The sequence below is a fragment of the Vibrio scophthalmi genome (genome assembly GCF_040869025.1).
Lineage (GTDB): Bacteria > Pseudomonadota > Gammaproteobacteria > Enterobacterales > Vibrionaceae > Vibrio > Vibrio scophthalmi.
In genome coordinates, this window is the sequence record NZ_CP134271.1 from 2,957,806 (window position 1) to 2,978,701 (window position 20,896).

A 20,896-nucleotide genomic window follows, 5' to 3' on the forward strand; every position below is an offset into this window, starting at 1 on the left:
CTATTTGGCAAACTTCGTTTGGCATTATAGCGACAAAATGCTTCCTCTCCATAGTCAAAGCAAGTTTTCTCCAAAACTGCTGAAAATGTAACCACTAATCAGCGGCATATATGCACTGTGTGCAAATTCTCAGCAGTTGAATCACAACAAAGCTCACAACCTGATAAAAGGAGAGGGAAAGTGATGCCGAAGTGACGATTTATATGTTATATTTTTGCACCTTACACGAATCGTATTTACGATCTGAAAATAGAGGGATAATGGCTCTATGAGCGATTTAGCTAAAGAGATCACGCCCGTAAACATTGAAGATGAGCTTAGAGGTTCATACCTCGACTACGCGATGTCAGTCATCGTGGGTCGTGCTCTTCCTGATGTGCGTGATGGCCTAAAACCAGTACACCGCCGCGTTCTATTCGCGATGAATGTACTAGGCAACGATTGGAATAAACCATATAAAAAATCTGCCCGTGTTGTTGGCGACGTAATCGGTAAATATCACCCACACGGTGATATTGCAGTATACGAATCGATTGTTCGTATGGCGCAGCCGTTCTCACTACGCTATATGCTAGTTGACGGTCAAGGCAACTTTGGTTCAGTCGATGGCGATTCAGCAGCGGCAATGCGTTACACCGAAGTTCGTATGTCAAAAATCGCCGGTGAGTTGTTGACGGATCTTGAGAAAGAAACTGTCGATTTCGTACCGAACTATGACGGCACGGAACAGATCCCAGCGGTTCTACCGACAAAAATTCCTAACCTATTGGTAAACGGTTCATCCGGTATCGCAGTAGGTATGGCTACAAACATTCCTCCGCATAACCTGACGGAAGTGATTGACGGCTGTTTGGCATACATCAATAACGAAGAAATTACGATTGATGAGCTGATGGATTACATCCCAGGCCCAGACTTCCCAACTGCAGCTTTGATCAGCGGCCGTAAAGGCATCGTCGATGCATACAAAACGGGTCGCGGTAAGATCTACATGCGCTCAAAAGCGGAGATCGAAACTGAGAAAAATGGTCGCGAAACCATTATTGTTAGTGAAATCCCGTACCAAGTGAACAAAGCTCGCTTGATTGAAAAAATCGCGGAGCTGGTTAAAGACAAGAAAGTAGAAGGCATCAGTGCACTACGTGACGAATCTGATAAAGATGGTATGCGTATTGTTATTGAATGTAAGCGTGATGCAGTCGGTGAAGTGGTTCTAAACAACCTTTACGCTCAAACTCAGCTGCAAACGACTTTCGGTATCAACATGGTTGCGCTAGACCATGGTCAGCCTAAGCTATTCAACCTAAAAGAGATGTTGAAGTGCTTCGTTGACCACCGCCGTGAAGTGGTGACTCGCCGTACTATCTTTGAATTGAAGAAAGCACGCGAACGCGCACATATCCTTGAAGCGCTTGCGCTTGCTCTGGCGAATATCGATGAAATCATCGAGCTGATTCGTAACGCAGCAACACCAGCGGAAGCGAAAGCAGGGCTAATTGCTCGTGGTTGGGACCTTGGCAACGTAGCAGCGATGCTTGAAAGTGCTGGCAACGACGCAGCGCGTCCAGATTGGTTAGAGCCAGAGTTCGGTATTCGTGATGGCCAATACTTCTTAACTGAGACTCAAGCACAAGCCATTCTAGAACTTCGTCTACACCGTCTAACCGGTCTAGAGCACGAGAAGATTCTAGATGAATACAAAGCACTACTAGAAGAAATCGCTGAGCTAATGCATATCCTTGCAAGCACTGAGCGTTTGATGGAAGTGATTCGTGAAGAGCTTGAGTTGGTACGTGAAGCTTACGGCGATGCTCGTCGTACAGAAATCACCGCCGCGAGTCATGACATCGACATGGAAGAGCTGATTGCACGTGAAGACGTTGTGGTTACGCTATCTCATGAAGGTTACGTTAAGTACCAAATCCTAAGTGACTACGAAGCTCAACGTCGTGGTGGTAAAGGTAAGAGTGCAACGAAGATGAAGGAAGAGGATTACATCGAGCGTCTGCTTGTTGCCAATACTCACGATAACATCCTATGTTTCTCTACTCGTGGTAAAACGTACCGTCTGAAAGTATACCAATTGCCTCTAGCGAGTCGTACTGCTCGTGGTAAGCCTATCGTTAACATTCTTCCTCTAGAAGAAGGTGAACGTATTACGGCAATTCTACCTGTGTCTGAATTCAGTGCTGATAAGTTTATCTTCATGGCTACTGGTGACGGTACGGTTAAGAAGACACCTCTGAACCAGTTCGCTAACGTACGTTCAAATGGTTTGATCGCAGTGAACCTACGTGATGATGACTCTTTGATTGGCGTAGATATTACGGATGGTCAAAGCGACATTATGCTGTTCTCGAAAGCAGGTAAAGTTGTTCGCTTTAGCGAAGATAAAGTACGTGCTATGGGTCGTACTGCTGCGGGTGTTCGCGGTATGAGACTGGCTGACGAAGACCAAGTAGTGTCGTTGATTGTTCCTTCAAATGAAGGTGACATCCTAACAGTGACGCAAAATGGTTACGGTAAACGTACGGAACTTGCTGAGTACCCAACCAAAGGTCGTGCAACGCAAGGTGTTGTTTCTATCAAAGTTTCTGAACGTAATGGCCCTGTAGTTGGTGCTGTTCAAGTTGAGGAAGGCGATGAGATGATGATGATCACTGACGCAGGTACGCTGGTTCGTACACGCGTTGCGGAAGTAAGCCAAGTTGGCCGAAATACCCAAGGTGTGACTCTGATCCGTACTGCAGCTGATGAAAATGTAGTTGGTCTGCAACGCATTGATGAAATTGACGAAGTTGAATTGCTTGAGGGCGAAGAAGGTGAAGTTGTAGAAGCAACAGCATCGGAAGAAGCACCGCAAGTGACGAACACCGAATTAAACGATTCAGCTGAAGATGACACTGCAGAAGATGATTCTGAAGCGTAATTGAAAAGCATAAATAAGAACCGAGCTCAAGGGCTCGGTTTTTTTATGTCTGGAATATCTTAGTGTGCGTTTATGAAAGAAACGCTATGACAGAAGCATTATGAAAGAGCCTCGATGAAGCCGTTTTATGGCGGGTGTTTATAGACCTACGTCTTATAGACAAGCGCGGTAAAATTTGTTGAATTTAGGGATTATCAGTATTACAGGAAGTAATGCGGAAACTCACAGGGAGAGAGTTATGTCATCATTTACATTATCGAACAGTTTTCTGCAACTCGGTTCGTCGATGAGCTTGGAGACTTGGACACTATATCTGGTCGCTATTCTTATTTTGACGGCTTCTCCGGGCCCAAGTTCATTACTTTGCATGACTAAAGGTGTCACGCAAGGTTTTCGCATTGGTGTTTATACCGCGCTTGGCAGCTTAACGGCCATCACGATTATCTTAACCTTATCATTTACTGGGCTTGGCTTAGTTATCGCCTCATCAGAGTTGACGTTTAACATCATTAAATACACCGGGGCTGCGTATTTGATATATCTAGGTATTAAAGCGATTTTGTCCAAAGAGCAAGAGTACCAATTGGGTGAAGAGCAAGAGGCGCCAGAGCAAGCGCCAGTTAAACACTATATTTCCGGCTTTATAGTGGGCAGCAGTAATCCCAAAGCGATTCTATTTTTTACTGCTTTGTTTCCCCAGTTTATCGACCCAAACGCACCACTTTTGGCTCAATACATAATTTTTACCGCCACCTTTATGGTCATGGAATTTTCCTGGCTTGCTATCTATGCCCTGTTGGGGGCTAAATCCTCTAATTGGCTGTTTGCAAAGGGTAGGGCAAAACTGTTTAATCGCGTGACCGGTGGTGTTTTTATCGGCGCGGGTACCTTGTTATCGACAGCGTCAAAAGCGTAAGTGACTCGCAACGCGGGTGGATTGAATTTGTTACGCTGTCATGAGCGACTTTTTAGCAGGAAAGCATAATGCCTAATGGACAGCTAACTGAAATGGCCATGTCGATCTATTTGGGATGGCTGATTATTTTCGTTATTGCCTACCCATTTGTACTGGTGGTGGTACAGATTGTTGCTTATGGGGAATACAATAAAAAACGCTACACTAAGCGAGTTAATGTTTTGTGTGCGGCTGCTTTTGCGATTCTTTTAGTACTCCATCTACAAACAGAAGTTATTTATGGCAAAGAGATGTTAGATTGGTTAAACACCAGCGCAAATTAGCTGCTTAGGCGTACAGCTTGTAGTAGTGAGTTGTTTTTTGGATTTTAACCTATATTTCAGTGCGTTGTACTCTCTTCTTTATTCTCCCCCTGTTTTATCATATTGATATGGTTGCGTAGCAACTCACAGAATTGTTGATAGAAACAATTTGTTGTAATACTCCGTGCAACTACCTGTTTTTGCGTCTAAAATTCCAAATGTCGACTTTCTGTTACCTTCCTCGCAAATTTTCATCAATAGAAGCAAAATCATATGAACCTGTCACTAAAACAAAAATTGATTGGTGCGAGCCTATTAGCGGTCATGCTAATGGCGAGTGCACTGACTTGGCTTTCTGCTGACCAACTTTATCAACAAACGCGCAATGGCATGTATTCTCGAGCTGAGAGCCTCGCAAATACCGCCGCAATTGGTATTTCCGATTGGATCAGTATTCGTCGCGATATTACATCGGCGTTTAATGCTTATAGTACTGAAGCGGATGTGGTTCCCTTTTTGCAACAAGCACGTATCGCAGGCGGTTTTGATGACATTTTCTTAGGTACGCCTGCTGGAGATATGTATCGCTCGCATCCTGAACGCAATCGTGCTGATTACGATCCACGTACTCGTCCTTGGTATATTGACGCTAATAATGCAGGACGCCAGATTATCACCACGGCATACCAAGATGCCATTACCGGTGCATTGTTGGTGTCTATCGCAGAGCCTGTGCGTATTGATGGTAAACAGATTGGTGTTGTCGCTTCAGATGTATTGCTCGATCAACTTATCAATGATGTGATTAGTTTAGATGCGGGTAAAAATGCCCATGCGATGCTGATTGATAAACAAGATGGCACCTTTTTGGCCCACCCGAACAAGAACTTGCTGCTTAAACCGGTTACTTCTTTAGATCCTCAGTTAACGTTGTCAGCGATCGAAGCCTTAGCGAATGCAGGTGATATTGAGATCGTCGAACAAAATGGTGTAGAGAAGCTCTATTACTTTAAAAATGTTCCAGATACGGATTGGATGTTCGCGATTGAAATGGATCGCGAGACTGAACAAGCGGGGCACAGTGAATTGCTGCAAGAGCTTATCTTGACGGCGCTAGTGATCACTGCCTTTGTTGCTTTTGCTGTATCATGGTTAGTTAGCTTCCTATTCCGTGATCTTCTGCGTGTATCCAAAGCCTTAGATGAAATTGCCTCTGGTGATGCCGATCTCACTCAGCGTCTTGTACCACATAGCCAAGATGAAGTGGGTCGTTTGGCGATAAGCTTCAATACTTTCGTCGGCAATATGCACCAAATGGTGACAACATTGAGCAGTGTTTCAACGGCGCTAAATGGTCAAGCGAGCGATACAGCAAAGCAAGCTGAAGATCGTCGTATTCGCATTCGTACCCAACAAGATGAGATCAATATGGTCGCGACGGCAATCAACGAAATGGCTGCCGCGACACAAGAGATTGCCGGTAATGCTGAAAACACGGCGCAAAATGCTACGCAAGCTGTGGGCGCATGTACGCATGGCTCGACACAAGTAACGCAAACGCAAAGTTCGATTCAAAATCTCGCGCAAGAAGTGGTGGTGGCGACACAAGTTATTCAAGAACTTGAAAGCCATGGCAACAGCATTAATTCAATTCTTGCGACGATTCAAGGAATTGCAGAACAAACCAATCTGTTGGCATTAAATGCCGCCATTGAAGCGGCGCGCGCGGGTGAGCAAGGTCGCGGTTTTGCAGTGGTTGCAGATGAAGTGCGAGTGTTGAGTCAGCGCACTCACTCTTCAACGCAAGAAATTCAACAAATGATTGAAACACTGCAAGCCACAACGGCGCGCGCGGTGAATATCATGGGTGATAGCCGTATGCTGGCTGATACCAGCGTGACAGATGCGGATGCAGCGGCAGTGAGTTTGGCGCAAATTCACACCACTGTGGAATCTATCAGTGATATGGCAACGCAGATTGCGTCAGCGGCTGAAGAGCAAGCATCAGTGACCTCAGAAATTACTCGTAATACGGTTGGTATTCGTGACGTCTCGTTTGAGTTGGCGGAAGAGGCCAATATCGCGGCAGAGCAAGCCGTGAAATTGTCTGAACTGTCTCATGAGCTAGAAAGTGAGATTCGCCGCTTTAAGTTGTAATTAAGAGATATTCTATAACCAATCAAGCCCGGTTTAATCACCGGGCTTTTTATTGATTGCTTAAAGAGATGAAGCAATAGGTTGATTTCCAAAATGGAAAAGTTCCTTTCTTTTAATTTCAATTGTGGACATTATCTGCGTGACTTAAAATCCATGAAAATTATAAGGAATACACCATGTCCAACTCTCTTAACGCTTTTCAACAACGTATTCACGCAATCGTGACGGATGCGAACCTTAACCCTAAGCAAAAGAATCAGTTTTTAGCTTTAGAAGCAGAAGCAAACTTGCCTTATATGCCAATTTCAAATGAAATTGCTAAAGCAATGGAAGAGGGTGTTTTATGTGACATGTTTGAAGGTCATGCGCCATTTAAGCCTCGTTATGTACTGCCTGATTACGCGAAGTTCTTGCAAAATGGTTCTGAATACCTTGAACTATCGGCGGCAGAAGATTTTGATGACGCACTGAACCTGCTGACGATTATCTATCACCACGTACCGTCAGTGACTAACATTCCTGTATATCTTGGTCAGCTTGATGATGTACTGATGCCATTTGTAGGCGATCTAACTGACGAGCAAATCTACACCAAGCTTAAGCGCTTCTGGATCATGCTGGATCGCACTTTGCCAGATGCGTTTATGCACGTGAATATTGGCCCTGCGGACAATATTATTTGTCGTACCATTCTTAAAGTAGACGCAGAGCTAAAGCAAATCGCACCAAACCTGACTTTTATGTACGATCCTGCGATTACTCCTGATGATTTGTTACGCCAAGCCGCATCAAATATCTGTGAGTGCAGCAAACCGCACATTGCAAACTACCCGATGCACGCTCAAGCGTATGGCGACAAGAAATTCGGCATTGTGAGTTGCTACAACTCACTACCACTTGCTGGTGGTTCAAATACGCTAGTGCGTATGAACTTAAAACAAGCTGCAGCGAAAGCGAATGACAGTGATGACTTTATTGAGAACGTATTACCAAGCTACTGTGCTTTGATGATTGAACTGATGGATGCACGTAGTAGCTACCTGCATGAGCAATCTAACTTCTTCGAAGGTTTCCTAACCAAAGAAGGTTTGATTGAAGAGTCACGTTTTGCGCCAATGTTTGGTATTTATGGCATGGCAGAAGCGGTGGATGCACTGCTGACGAAAGAAGAGACCTCAGCGCGTTATGGTCAAGATGAGATTGCAAACCAACTGGGTCACCGCATTTCGGCTAAGCTAGCACAGATTGTTGAAAACTCACCGGTGAAATTTGGCTTAGAAGGTCGTGCATTACTACACGCACAAGGCGGTATTAGCCTAGATGAAGGTGTGACTCCGGGCGTACGTATTCCTTACGGTACTGAGCCAGATCCAGTGAGCTACGTGCAAGCAACGGTTGGTCATCACCAATACTACACTTCTGGCATCAGCGATATTTTAACCATCGATGAAACGGTTAAATCAAACCCAGAAGCGATGTTTAATCTATGTAAAGGTGCGCTAGCACTTGGCTACCGCGAGTTCACTGCTAACGTAGCATCAAATGATTTGATTCGTGTTACGGGGTATATGGTGAAGCTGTCTGACATTGCAAAATTTTCTGAATGTGGTTCACGTACCAACACCACTTGGTTGGGCGCAGAAGCGTCAGAAAGAACCGGTATCTTAGATCGCGCACCACGTGTGGTAAGCATGGAAATGTCACCAACTTACCGTTGATTTCTTTCGTGATTTTATGAGTGACGCAATGGAAAAACAGGCGGTAGTCAGCCGAATTTTGAATTTCTCTTGTGTGGATGGACCAGGCAATCGCCTGGTCATTTTCCTTCAAGGTTGCAATTTCAATTGCCTCAATTGTCATAACCCTCATACGATCAATTACTGCAATCATTGCGGTGACTGCGTTGATGGTTGCCCTACAGGGGCGCTGACGTTTAGCACAAGTGAACTGCACGGCTTAAAACCTAAAGTGATTTGGGATGAAGCTAAGTGTACTCATTGCGATCAATGCGTCGATGTCTGCGGCAATAAGTCGAATCCGAAAGTTAAGCATTACACTGTTGAGCAGATGCTCGCGATCATTCGCAAACAGCAATTTTTTATCAGTGGTATTACGATTTCGGGTGGAGAGGCAACGGTACAATTACCGTTTATCATTGAGCTTTTTAAAGCGATAAAAGCCGATGTGACGTTACAGCACCTCAGTTGTTTTATTGATAGCAATGGTCATTTGAGTGCGACGGGTTGGCAACGGGTCATGCCTTATTTAGATGGCGCGATGATCGATCTTAAAGCGTGGCAGAATGACACGCATTTGTGGTTGATTGGACGTGATAATCACAAGGTCATGGCTTCGATTCAGTTGCTCGCAGAAGCAGGAAAGTTACACGAACTACGTCTACTGCATATTCCGGGTAAAAGCGATTTAGATAGCGAAGTTGATGCGGTGTCCGAGTTGATTAATCGCTTGCCGCTGGAAGTGACTATTCGCCTCAATGCTTTCCAACATCATGGCGTGATAGGTGAAGCATTGACGTGGGAGAAGTGCAGTAAGCAGCAGATGGAGTGTTTTCATCATGCGTTGCAATCTCGCGTACCGCATACCTTACAACTGCCAAGTATCTATATGTAGAAGCTTCAGCTAGTTGAACCGCTACGCTGCTACAATCGAACTGAATAAATGCGGAATGGTGCTGACCATGCCGTATTTTTATTCACACTACTCCTATCGCTTCCCGACTAATCCACTAATATTGCGTGCAACCATTGTAGTGCAGGATCGTTCAAACTGACCTCATTCCACACCAAACTATAAGCAACTTTACCATATTCAAAAGGAAGTGGTTTTTGTACCAATCCCTTTGCTTGAAACGCATGTTGCGCCCACATTTTAGAGCACGTCAATAGATACATGGAGTGATGACACATAACAGCCGCAGCGCCAAAGTCAGCCACCGACATCGCGACTCTTCGTGTGCCGTGTTGCTGCTTGAGGTTTTGCTCAAAGTAAGGCTCAGACAAATCGCGATCTTGAATGCCAATATGTTGGTAGGCAAGATAGTCTTCGGTGGTTAATGTTTTTTCGACCAGCGGGTGAGCGGGGTTCATTAAGCAGACCATTTCATCACTGAGTAATTGCTGCCATACCAATTCACGGCTTGTCGTCGGTGGTTGACTGATATCATGAGGCAAGATCATAAAGTCCACTTGACCGCGAATCAGCGAATCGAAGCTCATTTGTTCTTTAGCATAAACATTGATTTGATTCGCCTGCGGCAGCTGCTCACGTATCAGGCTGATTTTACCCGCAAAGAGTTCAAAGGTGCTTTCACGCATCGAAAGCGCTATTGAGCCATTGAACTGTGCAGGATTAAATTCGCCTTGATGCAGTATGCCATTCATACTGGCCAAAATTTTATGAATTTGTGCGGCAATACCCAGCGCAAATGGCGTTGGGACGAGCTGCGAACCATCGCGATAAAACAGTTCGTCATTCAACTGCTCTCGCAATTGCGCCATGGTTTTACTTACACTTGATGGTGTGACGCATAACGTATTAGCGGTGCTAGTAACACTGTGAGTGGTTAGCATGACATGCAACACGGTTAAGTGCTTAAGGCTAATACGAGAAAGGGCAATGAAATCCATAAGGGGCAGTAAATAGGCGGTACAAGTGGCTATTATAGACTGAACTTAAGCGAAGGCAGAAGGTTTAACGCAATCGCTTAAAGCGTGGTGTGTTCAAATGCTTTCGCGCGGGAAGTGCTAAACGGTGAGCAATAAAAAACGCGCTTTAAGTGTCAGCGCGTTTATCATTCAGTTGTGGTTCGACTTAGTGAACTTGATGATGAAGAGTCATCAGCACAGAACTAATCGATTAAACCGTACTGAGAGCCAAGAATATCGATAATTTCTTGCTTCGGATTATCACTTAACGTGATGGCTTTGCCGGTAATCTTTTCAGCAATCGCAGTGTAGGTCGTTGAGATATCCATTAAAGCCTCAAGTGGCAGTATATTGTTACGCGCCAATGCTTCACGTTCCGGCATACGATCTTTATTCAACAAGATGTCTGGGTCAGGGAAGTGGTTCAATAGGAATTGACGGAAACCTTCTTTAGAGTTCTCGACAATGTTGCCTTGTTGATACGCTTGTTTATCCCAAATGCGCGAGGAATCGGGCGTACCGACTTCATCCATATAGATCAGTTTTTCATTGCCTTTGGCATCGTGCACATAGCCAAACTCGAACTTTGTATCGACAAAGATTTGTTCCACTTCAGCCAGAGCGTTGCTAATCACCCCAAAACCTTCGCTCAACAGTTTCTCATACAAAGCGATGTCATCAGCTTTGCTAAAGTTAAATGCTGCAAAGTTTTCTTCGATGTTTTTGCGAGTAATGTTGACGTCATCGGCTTCAGGTACACCAGGTATACCTTTAAGAATACCTTTGGTTGAAGGGGTCATCAGTAATTCTGGCAGGGCTTTGTCTTTTTCTAATCCATCAGGAAGCTCAATACCACAGAACTCACGTTCACCTTTGCTATATGCACGCCACATGGAGCCAGTGATGTATTGACGACAAATCGCTTCGATCATGATCGGCTTGGCTTTTTGCACAATCCAAACCAATGGATGTGGAATATCAAGAATATGACTGTCTGCCAAACCATTATCTTTAAACAGCTTAAACCAATGATTAGAAATGGCGTTTAGTGCTGCGCCTTTACCCGGCACACCTTTTAGGCCACCTTCTCCATGCCAAATGCAATCGAACGCTGAGATGCGATCGCTGATCACCATAATGGCAAGAGGGGCATCTGGGGCAACATCATAGCCTTTTTCTTTAATAAGACGTTGGCTGTCTGCTTCGGTTAACCAATATACCGAGCGAACTTTACCACTGTGAACAGGCTTGTGAGTGCGAATAGGGAGATCGTCGTTTACGGCGAGGACTTGATCTGCGAGGCTCATGAGACATTCCTATCGTTTACATGAAAGAGAGTTTATCCGATTGATTGGCATCATACCCACATTTAACATAGGCCGCCAGATAAAAAGCAATCGTTTGCGTAAAAAGTTTGCACCGGGTAAATTCTATCTCTACCAGAGCTAAATGATCGCTAAATTTGTCTGTGCATTATTGCGCGGTTTGAATGTCAGTAGCGTGGGTGTGATTGGGGAAAAGAAAAAGCCTCTCATGGAGAGGCGAAAGGCAATGCTGCAAATCGTCAAGCTTATTAGTGATACTGGTTTACTCTGCCCTCGACGAAAAAGACTTCACAGCCATGGGATAGTGCTAAATCTTTAAGGAGTGATTTATTTACGCTGTCGATTTGATTTGAAGCAACCACAGCGCTGGCATTACCCGATTGAATGGCTTTAATCACAATCTCTAGCTCAGACTGAGTATTAGAGGACTTCAACTGAATGATCTTTTGACAGACCACATTCGATGCCGCGAACTGTGCGTGATCTGGGCGAGGGCATTCAGCGGTGAAAAATATCCATTGCTGTTGCATAGAAAGACCCGCTAAACGATTCAAGACAGAGTCAGCGATGTTCATTGGCTGTGTTGGTTGCGCCAATACATTGTACTTCGAGTAAGAGTGACTGTGAGCTTGTGTATGAATCATATTAACTGTCCTTATATACATGCTGTATGCTTATACAGTAGTAATTTTGCATGTATTGGTCAAGCCTTATGTTTGATTTATATACAGAGAAATTGTTCTGTTTAGAGGTGAGTTGAGTTTAAATGATTGAATCTATGTGGTTTATTTTGTTTTTAGCTAAGAGTCTGTTCCCATCGAAATGTGATGAAAAACACATTTCGATGGGAAGTGGGGACTGGTGTTTATACAGTGGTTTGAATCGGTTTACTGTATAGGAGTGAGAAAGCGCTGCGGAAAATCGCTAAAAATGGCATTCACGTTTTGTAGATGTTTAAGCTGATTTGGGTTGTTTACCGTGAAACACCATACTTGGTACCCAGCTTGCTGTAATGTCGCAATTTGCTGTTTATTAGTGGTTTTAGCATTGAGGTTACACGCGACAGCATCGACTTCTTCGAGTAGTGCCCAATCACGCTGTGATAGTTTTTCACTTAACACTGCTATGGGATAACCGAGTTGGGCTTTATGTACTTCTCTTAGCGTTTGATGATCAAAGCTAGAGATTAATACTCGTTCGGTAGGTAAAGAAAAATGCTCTAGTTGGCGTTTTAATTCTTGTACAACGGGGGCGTAATTTTGCGTGTCGACTTTAATCTCGATATTCAAACCAATATTGAGAGGCTGAATCAAACGCAATAATTGCTCAAGAGTGAGGATCGGTTGATAGTTAAACTGAGGTGAGAACCAAGCGCCAAAATCAAACTGCTGGATCTGCTCTAGTGAATAACTGTCTACACGCCCATGGCCGTTACTGCAACGGTCAATAGTATGATCGTGGCAAACCACTAATTGATGGTCCTTAGTCGGTTGAATGTCCACTTCAATCCATTCTAGACCCATGTCTATCGCAGCTTGAATACTCACAAGCGTATTTTCAGGGTATTGGCCGGCGACGCCTCGGTGGCCAACGATGGTAAGCGTCATAGAATAGCCTTACTGTCTGTTTTTATTCTGGTTCTATTTTAGATCGAATGTACTAGCGTCGATATGCTTTTCCTTAGAAAAAATCGTCTATCACAGAGATTGAATTATATTCACTCTGTTTCTCATCTACACGAAGTGAAGAACGTCACTAGGTTGACTCTAGATGCTGATTGAGCGTCAAGATAGGCCGTAATGGTGTAAAAAAGTATGATCCAGTTCAAAGTTCACTTTCTCTACCAATGAGAGTACGACATCCACTGCTTAGTTATTAATTCTTCCTTTAAAACAGGTGTTTAAGCTTACTATTTCTCCAAATTAGCTTTATTTGTGGTCAGTTAAATTTTCCAAATTATCGCCTGTTGAGAATTGGTGTTTTTTTGAGTGATTAACTTTGTGTTGGTGTGTGTTAATTTTTTGTTGGCAAGGTGATGTGCAATGGTTTCAAACTGACTTGGTAAGTTAGGGTTAAATTTTATTTATATGGCCATATTGCATAATTTAAGTCTGCCTTGCTCGGTTAATTGAGTTGTTTAACCTTGATTTTATAGGGTGGTTAGATGATTCGGAGTCGTCATTGATAAGACTACTGGAATGTGTGCAGATGCATAATTTTTCAGTAGGACTTTAGAAGGAATTTTCGAATGAAAGGATTAACTCTTGTCTCTACATGTGCGCTGGCAATAAGTGGTTTCTCATTTATTGGGAATGCTCAAGCGGCAGAACAATATATCACCATAGGTACTGGTGGTCAGACAGGTGTTTATTACGTAGCTGGGCAATCTATTTGTCGCTTCGTAAACAGAGGTGGTGACGATCACAACATTAAGTGTAATGCGCCAGCAAGTGGCGGCGGTGTTGCGAACGTTAATGGCTTGCGTAGTGGTGAATATAACTTCGGTATTATGCAGTCTGACCATCAATACAAAGCGCTAGAAGGTGTCGCTCCATTCCAAAATAGTCAACCGATGGAAGATATTCGCGCAGTCTTTTCTCTTCAAAGTGAAGTGTTTACCATTTTAGCGCGCAAAGATGCTGACATCGTCAAACTAGATGACCTTAAAGGTAAGCGCGTCAATATCGGTAACCCTGGTTCTGGACAGCGCGATACTTTTGAACAAGTAATGGAAGTGAAAGGTTGGCAGCCGTCGGTGTTTAGTTTGGTTGCGGATCTAAAACCTGCTGAGCAAGCGTCTGCGATGAGCGATAACAACATTGATGCAATGAGCTACTTTGTTGGTCACCCAAATGGCGCGATTCAAGAAGCCTCAACCACCACTGATGCTGTATTAGTCGCAGTGACTGGGCCTGAAATTGATAAACTGCTTGCTGAAAAAGCGTACTTTACAAAAGCGGTGATCCCAGGTGGCATGTACCGTGGTAATCCAGATGATACCCCTTCTATCGGTGGTAAAGCAGTGCTTTCAACCACAGCCGAAACCGATCCTGAACTCGTTTACCAACTGGTTAAATCGGTTTTCTCCAATATCGACCGTTTCAAACGTCTTCATCCAGCATTTAAAGATCTGCAAGAGAGTGAAATGATTGAAGTTGGTCTCTCTGCGCCACTTCATGAAGGAGCAGTGCGTTACTACAAAGAACGCGGCTGGCTGTAAATATTACTACAACAATAAACTTCCTCATGATGCTGATGAGCAAGCATCATGATGGAAAAGCGTTTCCCCTTTTTAACTAAGCCTTACTTCGGTGATTTTCGTAAGGCTTAGTCTTTTTACTTTGTACTGAAAATAACTAGAGAATAACTATGGATAAACCGATGTCTACCGCAGCACATGATGCGACGTCGGCTGAAGAGTTGATCGCCCAAGATGTAGGGGCGCGACTGCCAGGCGGCATAATGGAAAAATCCATTGCTTCATTGGCACTGCTTTGGTCACTATTTCAACTTTGGATTGCGTCTCCGTTACCTTTCATTGTCGGCTTTGGTGTGATGAATGACACCGAAACCCGCGCGATCCATTTGGGTTTTGCTTTACTGCTTGCCTTCCTTGTTTTCCCCGCGTTTAAACGCTCCCCGCGCGATCGTGTTCCTGTTACCGACATCATGTTCGGACTCATTGCCTGCGCTTCGTCACTCTATTTATTTGTGATGTATGAAGCCTTAGCGCAGCGCCCAGGAACATTGACCACGGGTGATTTTGTCACCGCGCTGATTGGTTTACCTTTATTGTTAGAAGCGGCGCGTCGCGTTCTTGGTCCAGCTCTGCCTATTATTGCGATCGTATTTATCATCTACAGCCTTGCTGGACCTTGGATGCCGGGCATCTTATCCCACCGTGGTGTTCAACTTGATGCGTTGGCGAACCACCAATGGATTACCACCGAAGGTGTATTTGGGATTGCGCTTGGCGTTTCAACCAGCTTCGTCTTCTTGTTTGTACTCTTTGGTGCACTGCTTGAGCGGGCAGGGGCGGGGCATTACTTTATTCAACTGGCCTTTAGTATGCTGGGCCATTTGCGCGGTGGGCCAGCAAAGGCTGCTGTCGTTGCATCAGGTCTTACGGGTCTTATCTCCGGCTCATCAATTGCCAACGTAGTGACGACAGGCACCTTTACCATTCCGATGATGCGAAAAGTCGGATTTAGCGCAGAAAAAGCCGGCGCGGTGGAAGTGGCTTCGTCGGTCAATGGGCAGATCATGCCGCCAGTGATGGGGGCTGCCGCATTTTTGATGGTGGAATACGTTGGTATTCCTTATGTTGAAATCATCAAACATGCATTTCTTCCAGCGGCGATTTCTTATATTGCACTGCTCTATATCGTTCATCTAGAAGCATTAAAGTTGGGCATGCAGCCGCTTGAAACGGCACAATCCAAACCTTGGCTTACTCGTTTGACGGGCTTTGCGTTCGGCGTAACCTTAGTCAGCGGTTTATCGATGGCGGTCTACTATGGCCTTGGCTGGCTAAAACCCGCGCTGGGTGAGTATGCATTGCAAGGTGTCGCGTTGTTGCTTGCTATTGCCTATTTAGGACTCTTGCGTATTGCGGCCAATAATGAGCCATTACCGCCAGAAGATCCAAACCAGCCGCTGGACCAATTACCCAATACTCGTCAAGTGCTATTGTCGGGGCTGCATTATTTGTTACCTGTAGTGGTGCTTGTTTGGTGTTTGATGGTGGAACGTTTGTCACCGGGCTTATCGGCATTTTGGGGATCGGTAATTCTGGTGGTTATCGTTTTGACTCAACGTCCACTGCTTAACTGGATGCGCAAAGACGGTAAACACAACTACGGCTCTTTCAAAGAGGGTTGTATTGATTTACGTGAAGGCTTGGTAGCGGGTGCGCGCAATATGATTGGTATCGGTATCGCTACCGCGACTGCCGGTATTATTGTTGGTGCAGTCTCTCAAACCGGTGTTGGCTTAGTACTGGCTGACTTGGTTGAAATGCTGTCGATGGGCAATCTGCTACTGATGTTGCTATTAACGGCAGTACTTAGCTTGATCCTTGGTATGGGCTTGCCAACAACAGCGAACTATATTGTCGTTTCGAGCCTATTAGCGCCGGTGATCGTCACTCTGGGTGAACAACATGGCCTGATTGTTCCGTTAATTGCGGTGCACTTATTCGTGTTTTATTTCGGCATTATGGCTGATGTGACGCCACCGGTTGGCTTAGCTTCCTTTGCGGCGGCTGCGGTTTCGAAAGGCGATCCGATCAAAACCGGTTTAACCGCGTTTTATTACAGCTTACGAACTGCTGCGCTGCCATTCCTATTTATCTTTAATACCGATTTGTTATTGATTGATGTGGATTGGGCCCATGGTATCGCAATCTTTATTGTCTCGACGGTGGCGATGTTAATTTTTGCCGCTGCCACGCAGGGATGGTTCTTAACTCGTAACAAATGGTATGAAGGCGTATTACTGCTGTTGGTGGCCTTTACCTTATTTAGACCGGGATATTGGGTTGATTTAGTTGTCGATCCTTACCAATCAACCAACCCGAAAGTGATGACACAAACGTTAGAGTCTTTAGAGCCTGGTGATGTTCTGAGAATGCGCATTAGTGGTGAAGATAGCGTAGGTAAAATGCGTGAATTCTCGGTGCTGCTAGAAGTGCCAGAAGGGCAGAGTGGTCAAGACCGGTTGGATGCTTTAGGTCTTGAAACCTACCAACAAGACGAGAAGACATTCATCGATATTGTGGCCTTTGCTAGCCCTGCTGAAGCGGCCGGTTTGCAGTTTGACCAGCAAATCATCGACGTTCGAATTACCGTTGAACGTGTTCGCAAAGAGTGGATGTGGATTCCTGCCTTGCTATTATTTGGCTTGGTCGTGGCAATGCAACGACGAAGAGTAGCGAAAGAGTTGAGGCTCGCGAGCGCATAACCCTTCATTTTGTTTCTCAAAATATTCATTTTAGAACAATGAGTTAAAACCCAGCTATGCTGGGTTTTCTTTTCTCTGCAATATCAATACGGAGTATTTAGAGACTATTACTTGTACTGATAATGGTTGCGATTTAGAATCGCATCCTTCAGTGCTGCGAAAAAAGAAAAATGTCGAAAATTTTGGTCGTTGATGATGATATTGAACTGTGTCAGTTGATATCAGAAGTTCTCACGTTAGAAGGCTATCAGGTAGAGTGTGTTCACTGTGGTGAAAGCGCGTTGCAATATATTGAAAAGCATCCGGTCGATCTGGTGTTGCTGGATGTCATGCTGCCTAAATTAAGTGGTTTACAAGTGGCGCGCCGAATTTGCCAGCGCTTTGCGACGCCTATCTTGATGCTTACAGCGCTTAATGATGAATCTTCAATGTTAGACGGTTACCAAGCGGGGGCGGATCAATACGTCGCTAAACCGTTTAAAGTGCCAGAGTTGTTGACTCGGATTAAAGCGATTTTTCGTCGAGTTGGCTTAGAAAAGCAGCGTCAAAGTTACTGTTCCGATCAAAATGGATTTTCAGAGTCTGTTTCTGGTTTACCTTTTACCGGGACAGAAGCAGATCTACTTAATTATTTGATGCGAAACGAAGGTGTTGTGATTTCCAAGGCGCAATTGCAAATCGAAGTGCTAAAAAAAGAGCTCAGTCCTTTTGATCGTAACCTCGATATGCACATCAGTAATGTTCGCCGCAAATTGGTCGAAGCGGGGATGTCTAAGCAGCATATTAAAACCGTGCGTGGGCGAGGCTATAGCTTTGTTGCCAGCGTTCTTGAGTAAGTCATCGGGAGCCCATGGTGAATTCAACCCTATCTGCCTTTTTTAGTCGGCTATCTGCCCGTGTGATTGGCAAACGTAAAGGCAGTTTGGCATTTCAGCTATTTAGTTATATGTCAGTGGTGGTCTTGAGCATCTTATTGCTGCAAGGGATCACAGAGCAGGCTTTGATTCGTACCGTATTGGTTTTACCTGATTCGGTCAAAAGTGAATTACGCGATCTTGCCGCTCAAGCCAATGTAATGATTGAAGATGGTGATATGGACGAGTTGGCCGATTGGGCCAACGCTCAGCCCTGAGGGATCCCCTCATAATTTCCCCAAAGCACAACCATGTTTGAATAGATTTTGAGCAAGCAGGGTTGCAGCCGCGAGCAAGTCTTCCCTCGTTATTGTGTAGCCAGAATGCCGCAAAACTTCCATCCCTAAGCGCACTGTTGAGAGTACATTTCGATTTTTGACAGTGTTAGCTTGGAAGTGCTTATCCCAACCTTGTTTCTGACCATGAACTCCAGCAAGCCAAAATGTCAGTTGAAGCATTAGGGCGATTAGCAGCATGATATCAAAGCGCTCTGAGCTGCTAGTTCGGCTATGACGGAGGCCTAAACCGTAGGCTGGGCTTTTCAAGTCTCGGAAGGTTTCTTCAATTTGCATACGCTTCGAGTAGAGCCTAACAAGTTGCTTTGGTGTTCGGATTTCAACGGGCAAGTTAGTCGCTAAAACCCATGGTTCTTTTGTCGAAGCGGAGTAGATTTTAGGTGACGGATGATGACAATTAGTCCGTGTCGAACGCTGATTTTTTCGGCCTTTAGGACGTGATTTATACAGTGCAATTTGACATGAAATTGGGTTGCTCTTAGTCAACCTCTTATAGCCTAAAGTCTTTGAGCGACTTGAGGATATGCTATGTAAGTTGCTGATAGGTTGCCAGTTTTCCGCACCTAAATCTGCATATTGCACTTTCCCTCTGACTCGACTTAACCAGTACCAACCTAGCTTTTCAACGGATTTATACCATGGCACTTTAAAGCCAGCATCACTGACAATGAGCGGTGTAGTGTTACTCGGTAGAATGCTTGCAAGGTCGGCTAGAAATTGGTCATGAGCCTTCTTTGAACATTGCTCTGAAAGCGGAAAGGCTTTCTCATAAAGAGTAATAGAACGACCATGTAGTGCCACCGAAGCCCGCAATACCATAAGCCGTTTTTGCTCACGAATATCAGACCAGTCAACAAGAACAATGGGCATCGAATTACCTGAACAGATAAAGCTGGCATGCCAACGGTATACAGCGAGTCGCTCTTTGTGCAAGTGACGATTACCTAACAATCTGTCGATTCGTTTGATGTTATGTTTTGTTCTGGCTTTCGTTGGCAGGTTACGACCAAGTTCGGTAAGAGTGAGCGTTTTACATTCAAGTAATGCGTGGCAAGCCAGCGTTAAACTGTTGAGTCGTTTTAAGTGCAATTCAGGGCAGAATTGGTAAAGAGAGTCGTGTAAAATATCGAGTTCGCACATCTTGTTGTCTGGTTATTGATTTTTCTCAGAACCATTTGATCACATGACAAGATGTGCATCTACCTTAAATTTATGATTTTTATCAAAATCATTAGGGGATTCCTCAGCGCTCAGCCTTACTATCTGTTTGTGTTGGATAAAAATAACCAGCCGATCACGCACCGTAAAATGCATCCCCATTTCGCCTTTAAACTGAAGTTTTTGCGTCAGTTAGATCAGATGATGGGTGATAGAGTTGCCAAGCCATTGATTGGTCAACCATTGATTGATGATCATACCTTGGTGGTTCAGTTACCAAGTCATCTGCACCCCGCACATCGCTTTCTTAGTTACTTAGCGATCAGTAAATTTGTCATCGCTTTCTTTATTTTGGCACTCTTTTCTCTGATTTTGGCGCGTAAGTTACAACAGCCACTCGATCGATTAAGAGAGGCGAGTCATCGTCTTGCTCGAGGGGATTTTAACGTCAATGTGGTGGCGGAGTTAAAATCGAATACACGTGAGTTTAACGAACTGGCGGAAGATTTCGATCAGATGAGTATTCAAATTCACTCGTTAGCGGAAAAGCAAAAGCGCTTGATACGTGATGTATCCCACGAGCTGCGCACGCCACTGGCGCGACAAAACCTAGCCTTGCATCTGCTAAAATACAAAGTATCAGAGAAGGATCGCAGTTTAGTCGAGCGAGTGGAAAGGGAAGTGGAAGAGATGGACTCTCTAGTCGCCGAGATCCTCACGTTTAGTCAACTTGAAAACTCGCGCTATGAAGTGAAACTAAAATCGGTCGATTTAGAAAGCTATGTGGCATCACAAGTAAATCAAAGTCAGTTCGATATTGGGCCGCAACAACGTTTGAGTTTTATTCCGAGCCAAGCACAGAGCCAGGTGTTGGCTGACGAGCGCTTGGTTGTACGTTGTGTGCGTAATTTGATCACCAATGCTGGAAAATATGCGGGCGAGCAAGCCAATATCGAAGTATTGCTTTACAGCCTTACTCAAGATGAGAAAGAGTACAGTGTGGTGGCGGTGCAGGATGATGGTAAAGGTATTCCGACCAGCCGGCTGGATGAGATATTTCAACCTTTTACGCGGTTAGAATCGGCACGTGATAAGAAGTCGGGAGGCTATGGGCTTGGCCTTGCCATTGTCAAAGAAGCGATGCATTTAATGCATGGCCAAGTACAAGCATCCAATCGTAGTGATGGTGGCTTACGCATCGAGCTTCTCTTCCCCAATTAGTTCATTTCTACACAAAAGAGCACGCCAATCGGCGTGTTTTTTTTGCCTTAAA

General features: G+C 44.6%; 15 protein-coding genes and 1 pseudogene. 11 read left to right on the top strand and 5 right to left on the bottom strand.

The features are described 5' to 3' along the window. Positions 1-268: 268 nt before the first annotated feature. From gyrA to RJD38_RS13510, 6 genes are all read left to right on the top strand, one after another. Positions 269-2,929 (top strand): DNA topoisomerase (ATP-hydrolyzing) subunit A, encoded by a 2,661-nt coding sequence (gene gyrA / locus RJD38_RS13485; protein WP_005598620.1) that lies wholly within the window; start codon positions 269-271, stop codon positions 2,927-2,929. Positions 2,930-3,215: 286 nt separating this feature from the next. Next, positions 3,216-3,845: a LysE family translocator gene (locus RJD38_RS13490; RefSeq protein WP_065545969.1), complete on the top strand. Its 630-nt coding sequence runs from the start codon at positions 3,216-3,218 to the stop codon at positions 3,843-3,845. Positions 3,846-3,913: 68 nt separating this feature from the next. Beyond that, the gene (locus RJD38_RS13495; protein ID WP_065545343.1) at positions 3,914-4,168 is read left to right on the top strand and encodes a hypothetical protein; all 255 of its coding nucleotides are present in this window, start codon (positions 3,914-3,916) and stop codon (positions 4,166-4,168) included. A gap of 252 nt (positions 4,169-4,420) precedes the next feature. After that, positions 4,421-6,304 (top strand): methyl-accepting chemotaxis protein, encoded by a 1,884-nt coding sequence (locus RJD38_RS13500; protein ID WP_367971361.1) that lies wholly within the window; start codon positions 4,421-4,423, stop codon positions 6,302-6,304. Positions 6,305-6,480: 176 nt separating this feature from the next. Then, positions 6,481-8,022 (top strand): YjjI family glycine radical enzyme, encoded by a 1,542-nt coding sequence (locus RJD38_RS13505; protein WP_005598627.1) that lies wholly within the window; start codon positions 6,481-6,483, stop codon positions 8,020-8,022. A gap of 28 nt (positions 8,023-8,050) precedes the next feature. Continuing rightward, entirely contained in the window at positions 8,051-8,935 is an 885-nt protein-coding gene (locus RJD38_RS13510; RefSeq protein ID WP_005598629.1) for a YjjW family glycine radical enzyme activase, read from the top strand. Between the two features lie 107 nt (positions 8,936-9,042). On the opposite strand, the gene RJD38_RS13515 is transcribed toward RJD38_RS13510, so the two are convergent. From RJD38_RS13515 to RJD38_RS13530, 4 genes are all read right to left on the bottom strand, one after another. Next, positions 9,043-9,951: a LysR family transcriptional regulator gene (locus tag RJD38_RS13515; protein WP_083163375.1), complete on the bottom strand. Its 909-nt coding sequence runs from the start codon at positions 9,949-9,951 to the stop codon at positions 9,043-9,045. 221 nt (positions 9,952-10,172) lie between these two features. Then, positions 10,173-11,276 (bottom strand): phosphoribosylaminoimidazolesuccinocarboxamide synthase, encoded by a 1,104-nt coding sequence (locus RJD38_RS13520; protein ID WP_005598633.1) that lies wholly within the window; start codon positions 11,274-11,276, stop codon positions 10,173-10,175. A gap of 266 nt (positions 11,277-11,542) precedes the next feature. Beyond that, a complete protein-coding gene (locus RJD38_RS13525; protein WP_005598635.1) occupies positions 11,543-11,938 on the bottom strand; it encodes a SulA-like leucine-rich domain-containing protein in 396 nt (131 codons plus the stop codon). Positions 11,939-12,181: 243 nt separating this feature from the next. Continuing rightward, positions 12,182-12,901: a glycerophosphodiester phosphodiesterase family protein gene (locus RJD38_RS13530; protein ID WP_005598636.1), complete on the bottom strand. Its 720-nt coding sequence runs from the start codon at positions 12,899-12,901 to the stop codon at positions 12,182-12,184. Positions 12,902-13,542: 641 nt separating this feature from the next. Between RJD38_RS13530 and RJD38_RS13535 the strand changes: the two genes are divergently transcribed. The 4 genes and pseudogenes from RJD38_RS13535 to RJD38_RS13550 all read left to right on the top strand — a co-directional run. After that, positions 13,543-14,514, top strand: a complete 972-nt coding sequence (locus tag RJD38_RS13535) for a TAXI family TRAP transporter solute-binding subunit (RefSeq protein ID WP_005598638.1) — start codon at positions 13,543-13,545, stop codon at positions 14,512-14,514. A 149-nt stretch (positions 14,515-14,663) separates the two neighbouring features. After that, positions 14,664-17,255, top strand: a complete 2,592-nt coding sequence (locus RJD38_RS13540) for a TRAP transporter permease (protein WP_065545342.1) — start codon at positions 14,664-14,666, stop codon at positions 17,253-17,255. A gap of 170 nt (positions 17,256-17,425) precedes the next feature. Further along, positions 17,426-18,091: a response regulator transcription factor gene (locus RJD38_RS13545; RefSeq protein WP_005599205.1), complete on the top strand. Its 666-nt coding sequence runs from the start codon at positions 17,426-17,428 to the stop codon at positions 18,089-18,091. Between the two features lie 14 nt (positions 18,092-18,105). Beyond that, a pseudogene (locus tag RJD38_RS13550) lies at positions 18,106-18,381 on the top strand (two-component sensor histidine kinase); the annotation flags it as partial. 15 nt (positions 18,382-18,396) lie between these two features. On the opposite strand, the gene RJD38_RS13555 reads toward RJD38_RS13550, so the two are convergent. Continuing rightward, complete coding sequence (locus RJD38_RS13555; RefSeq protein WP_032073033.1) at positions 18,397-19,605, bottom strand: IS4 family transposase; 1,209 nt, start codon at positions 19,603-19,605, stop codon at positions 18,397-18,399. A 51-nt stretch (positions 19,606-19,656) separates the two neighbouring features. Here RJD38_RS13555 and RJD38_RS13560 point away from each other — a divergent pair, with 51 nt between their 5' ends. Then, entirely contained in the window at positions 19,657-20,844 is a 1,188-nt protein-coding gene (locus tag RJD38_RS13560) for a sensor histidine kinase (protein WP_367971362.1), read from the top strand. Positions 20,845-20,896 lie beyond the last annotated feature (52 nt).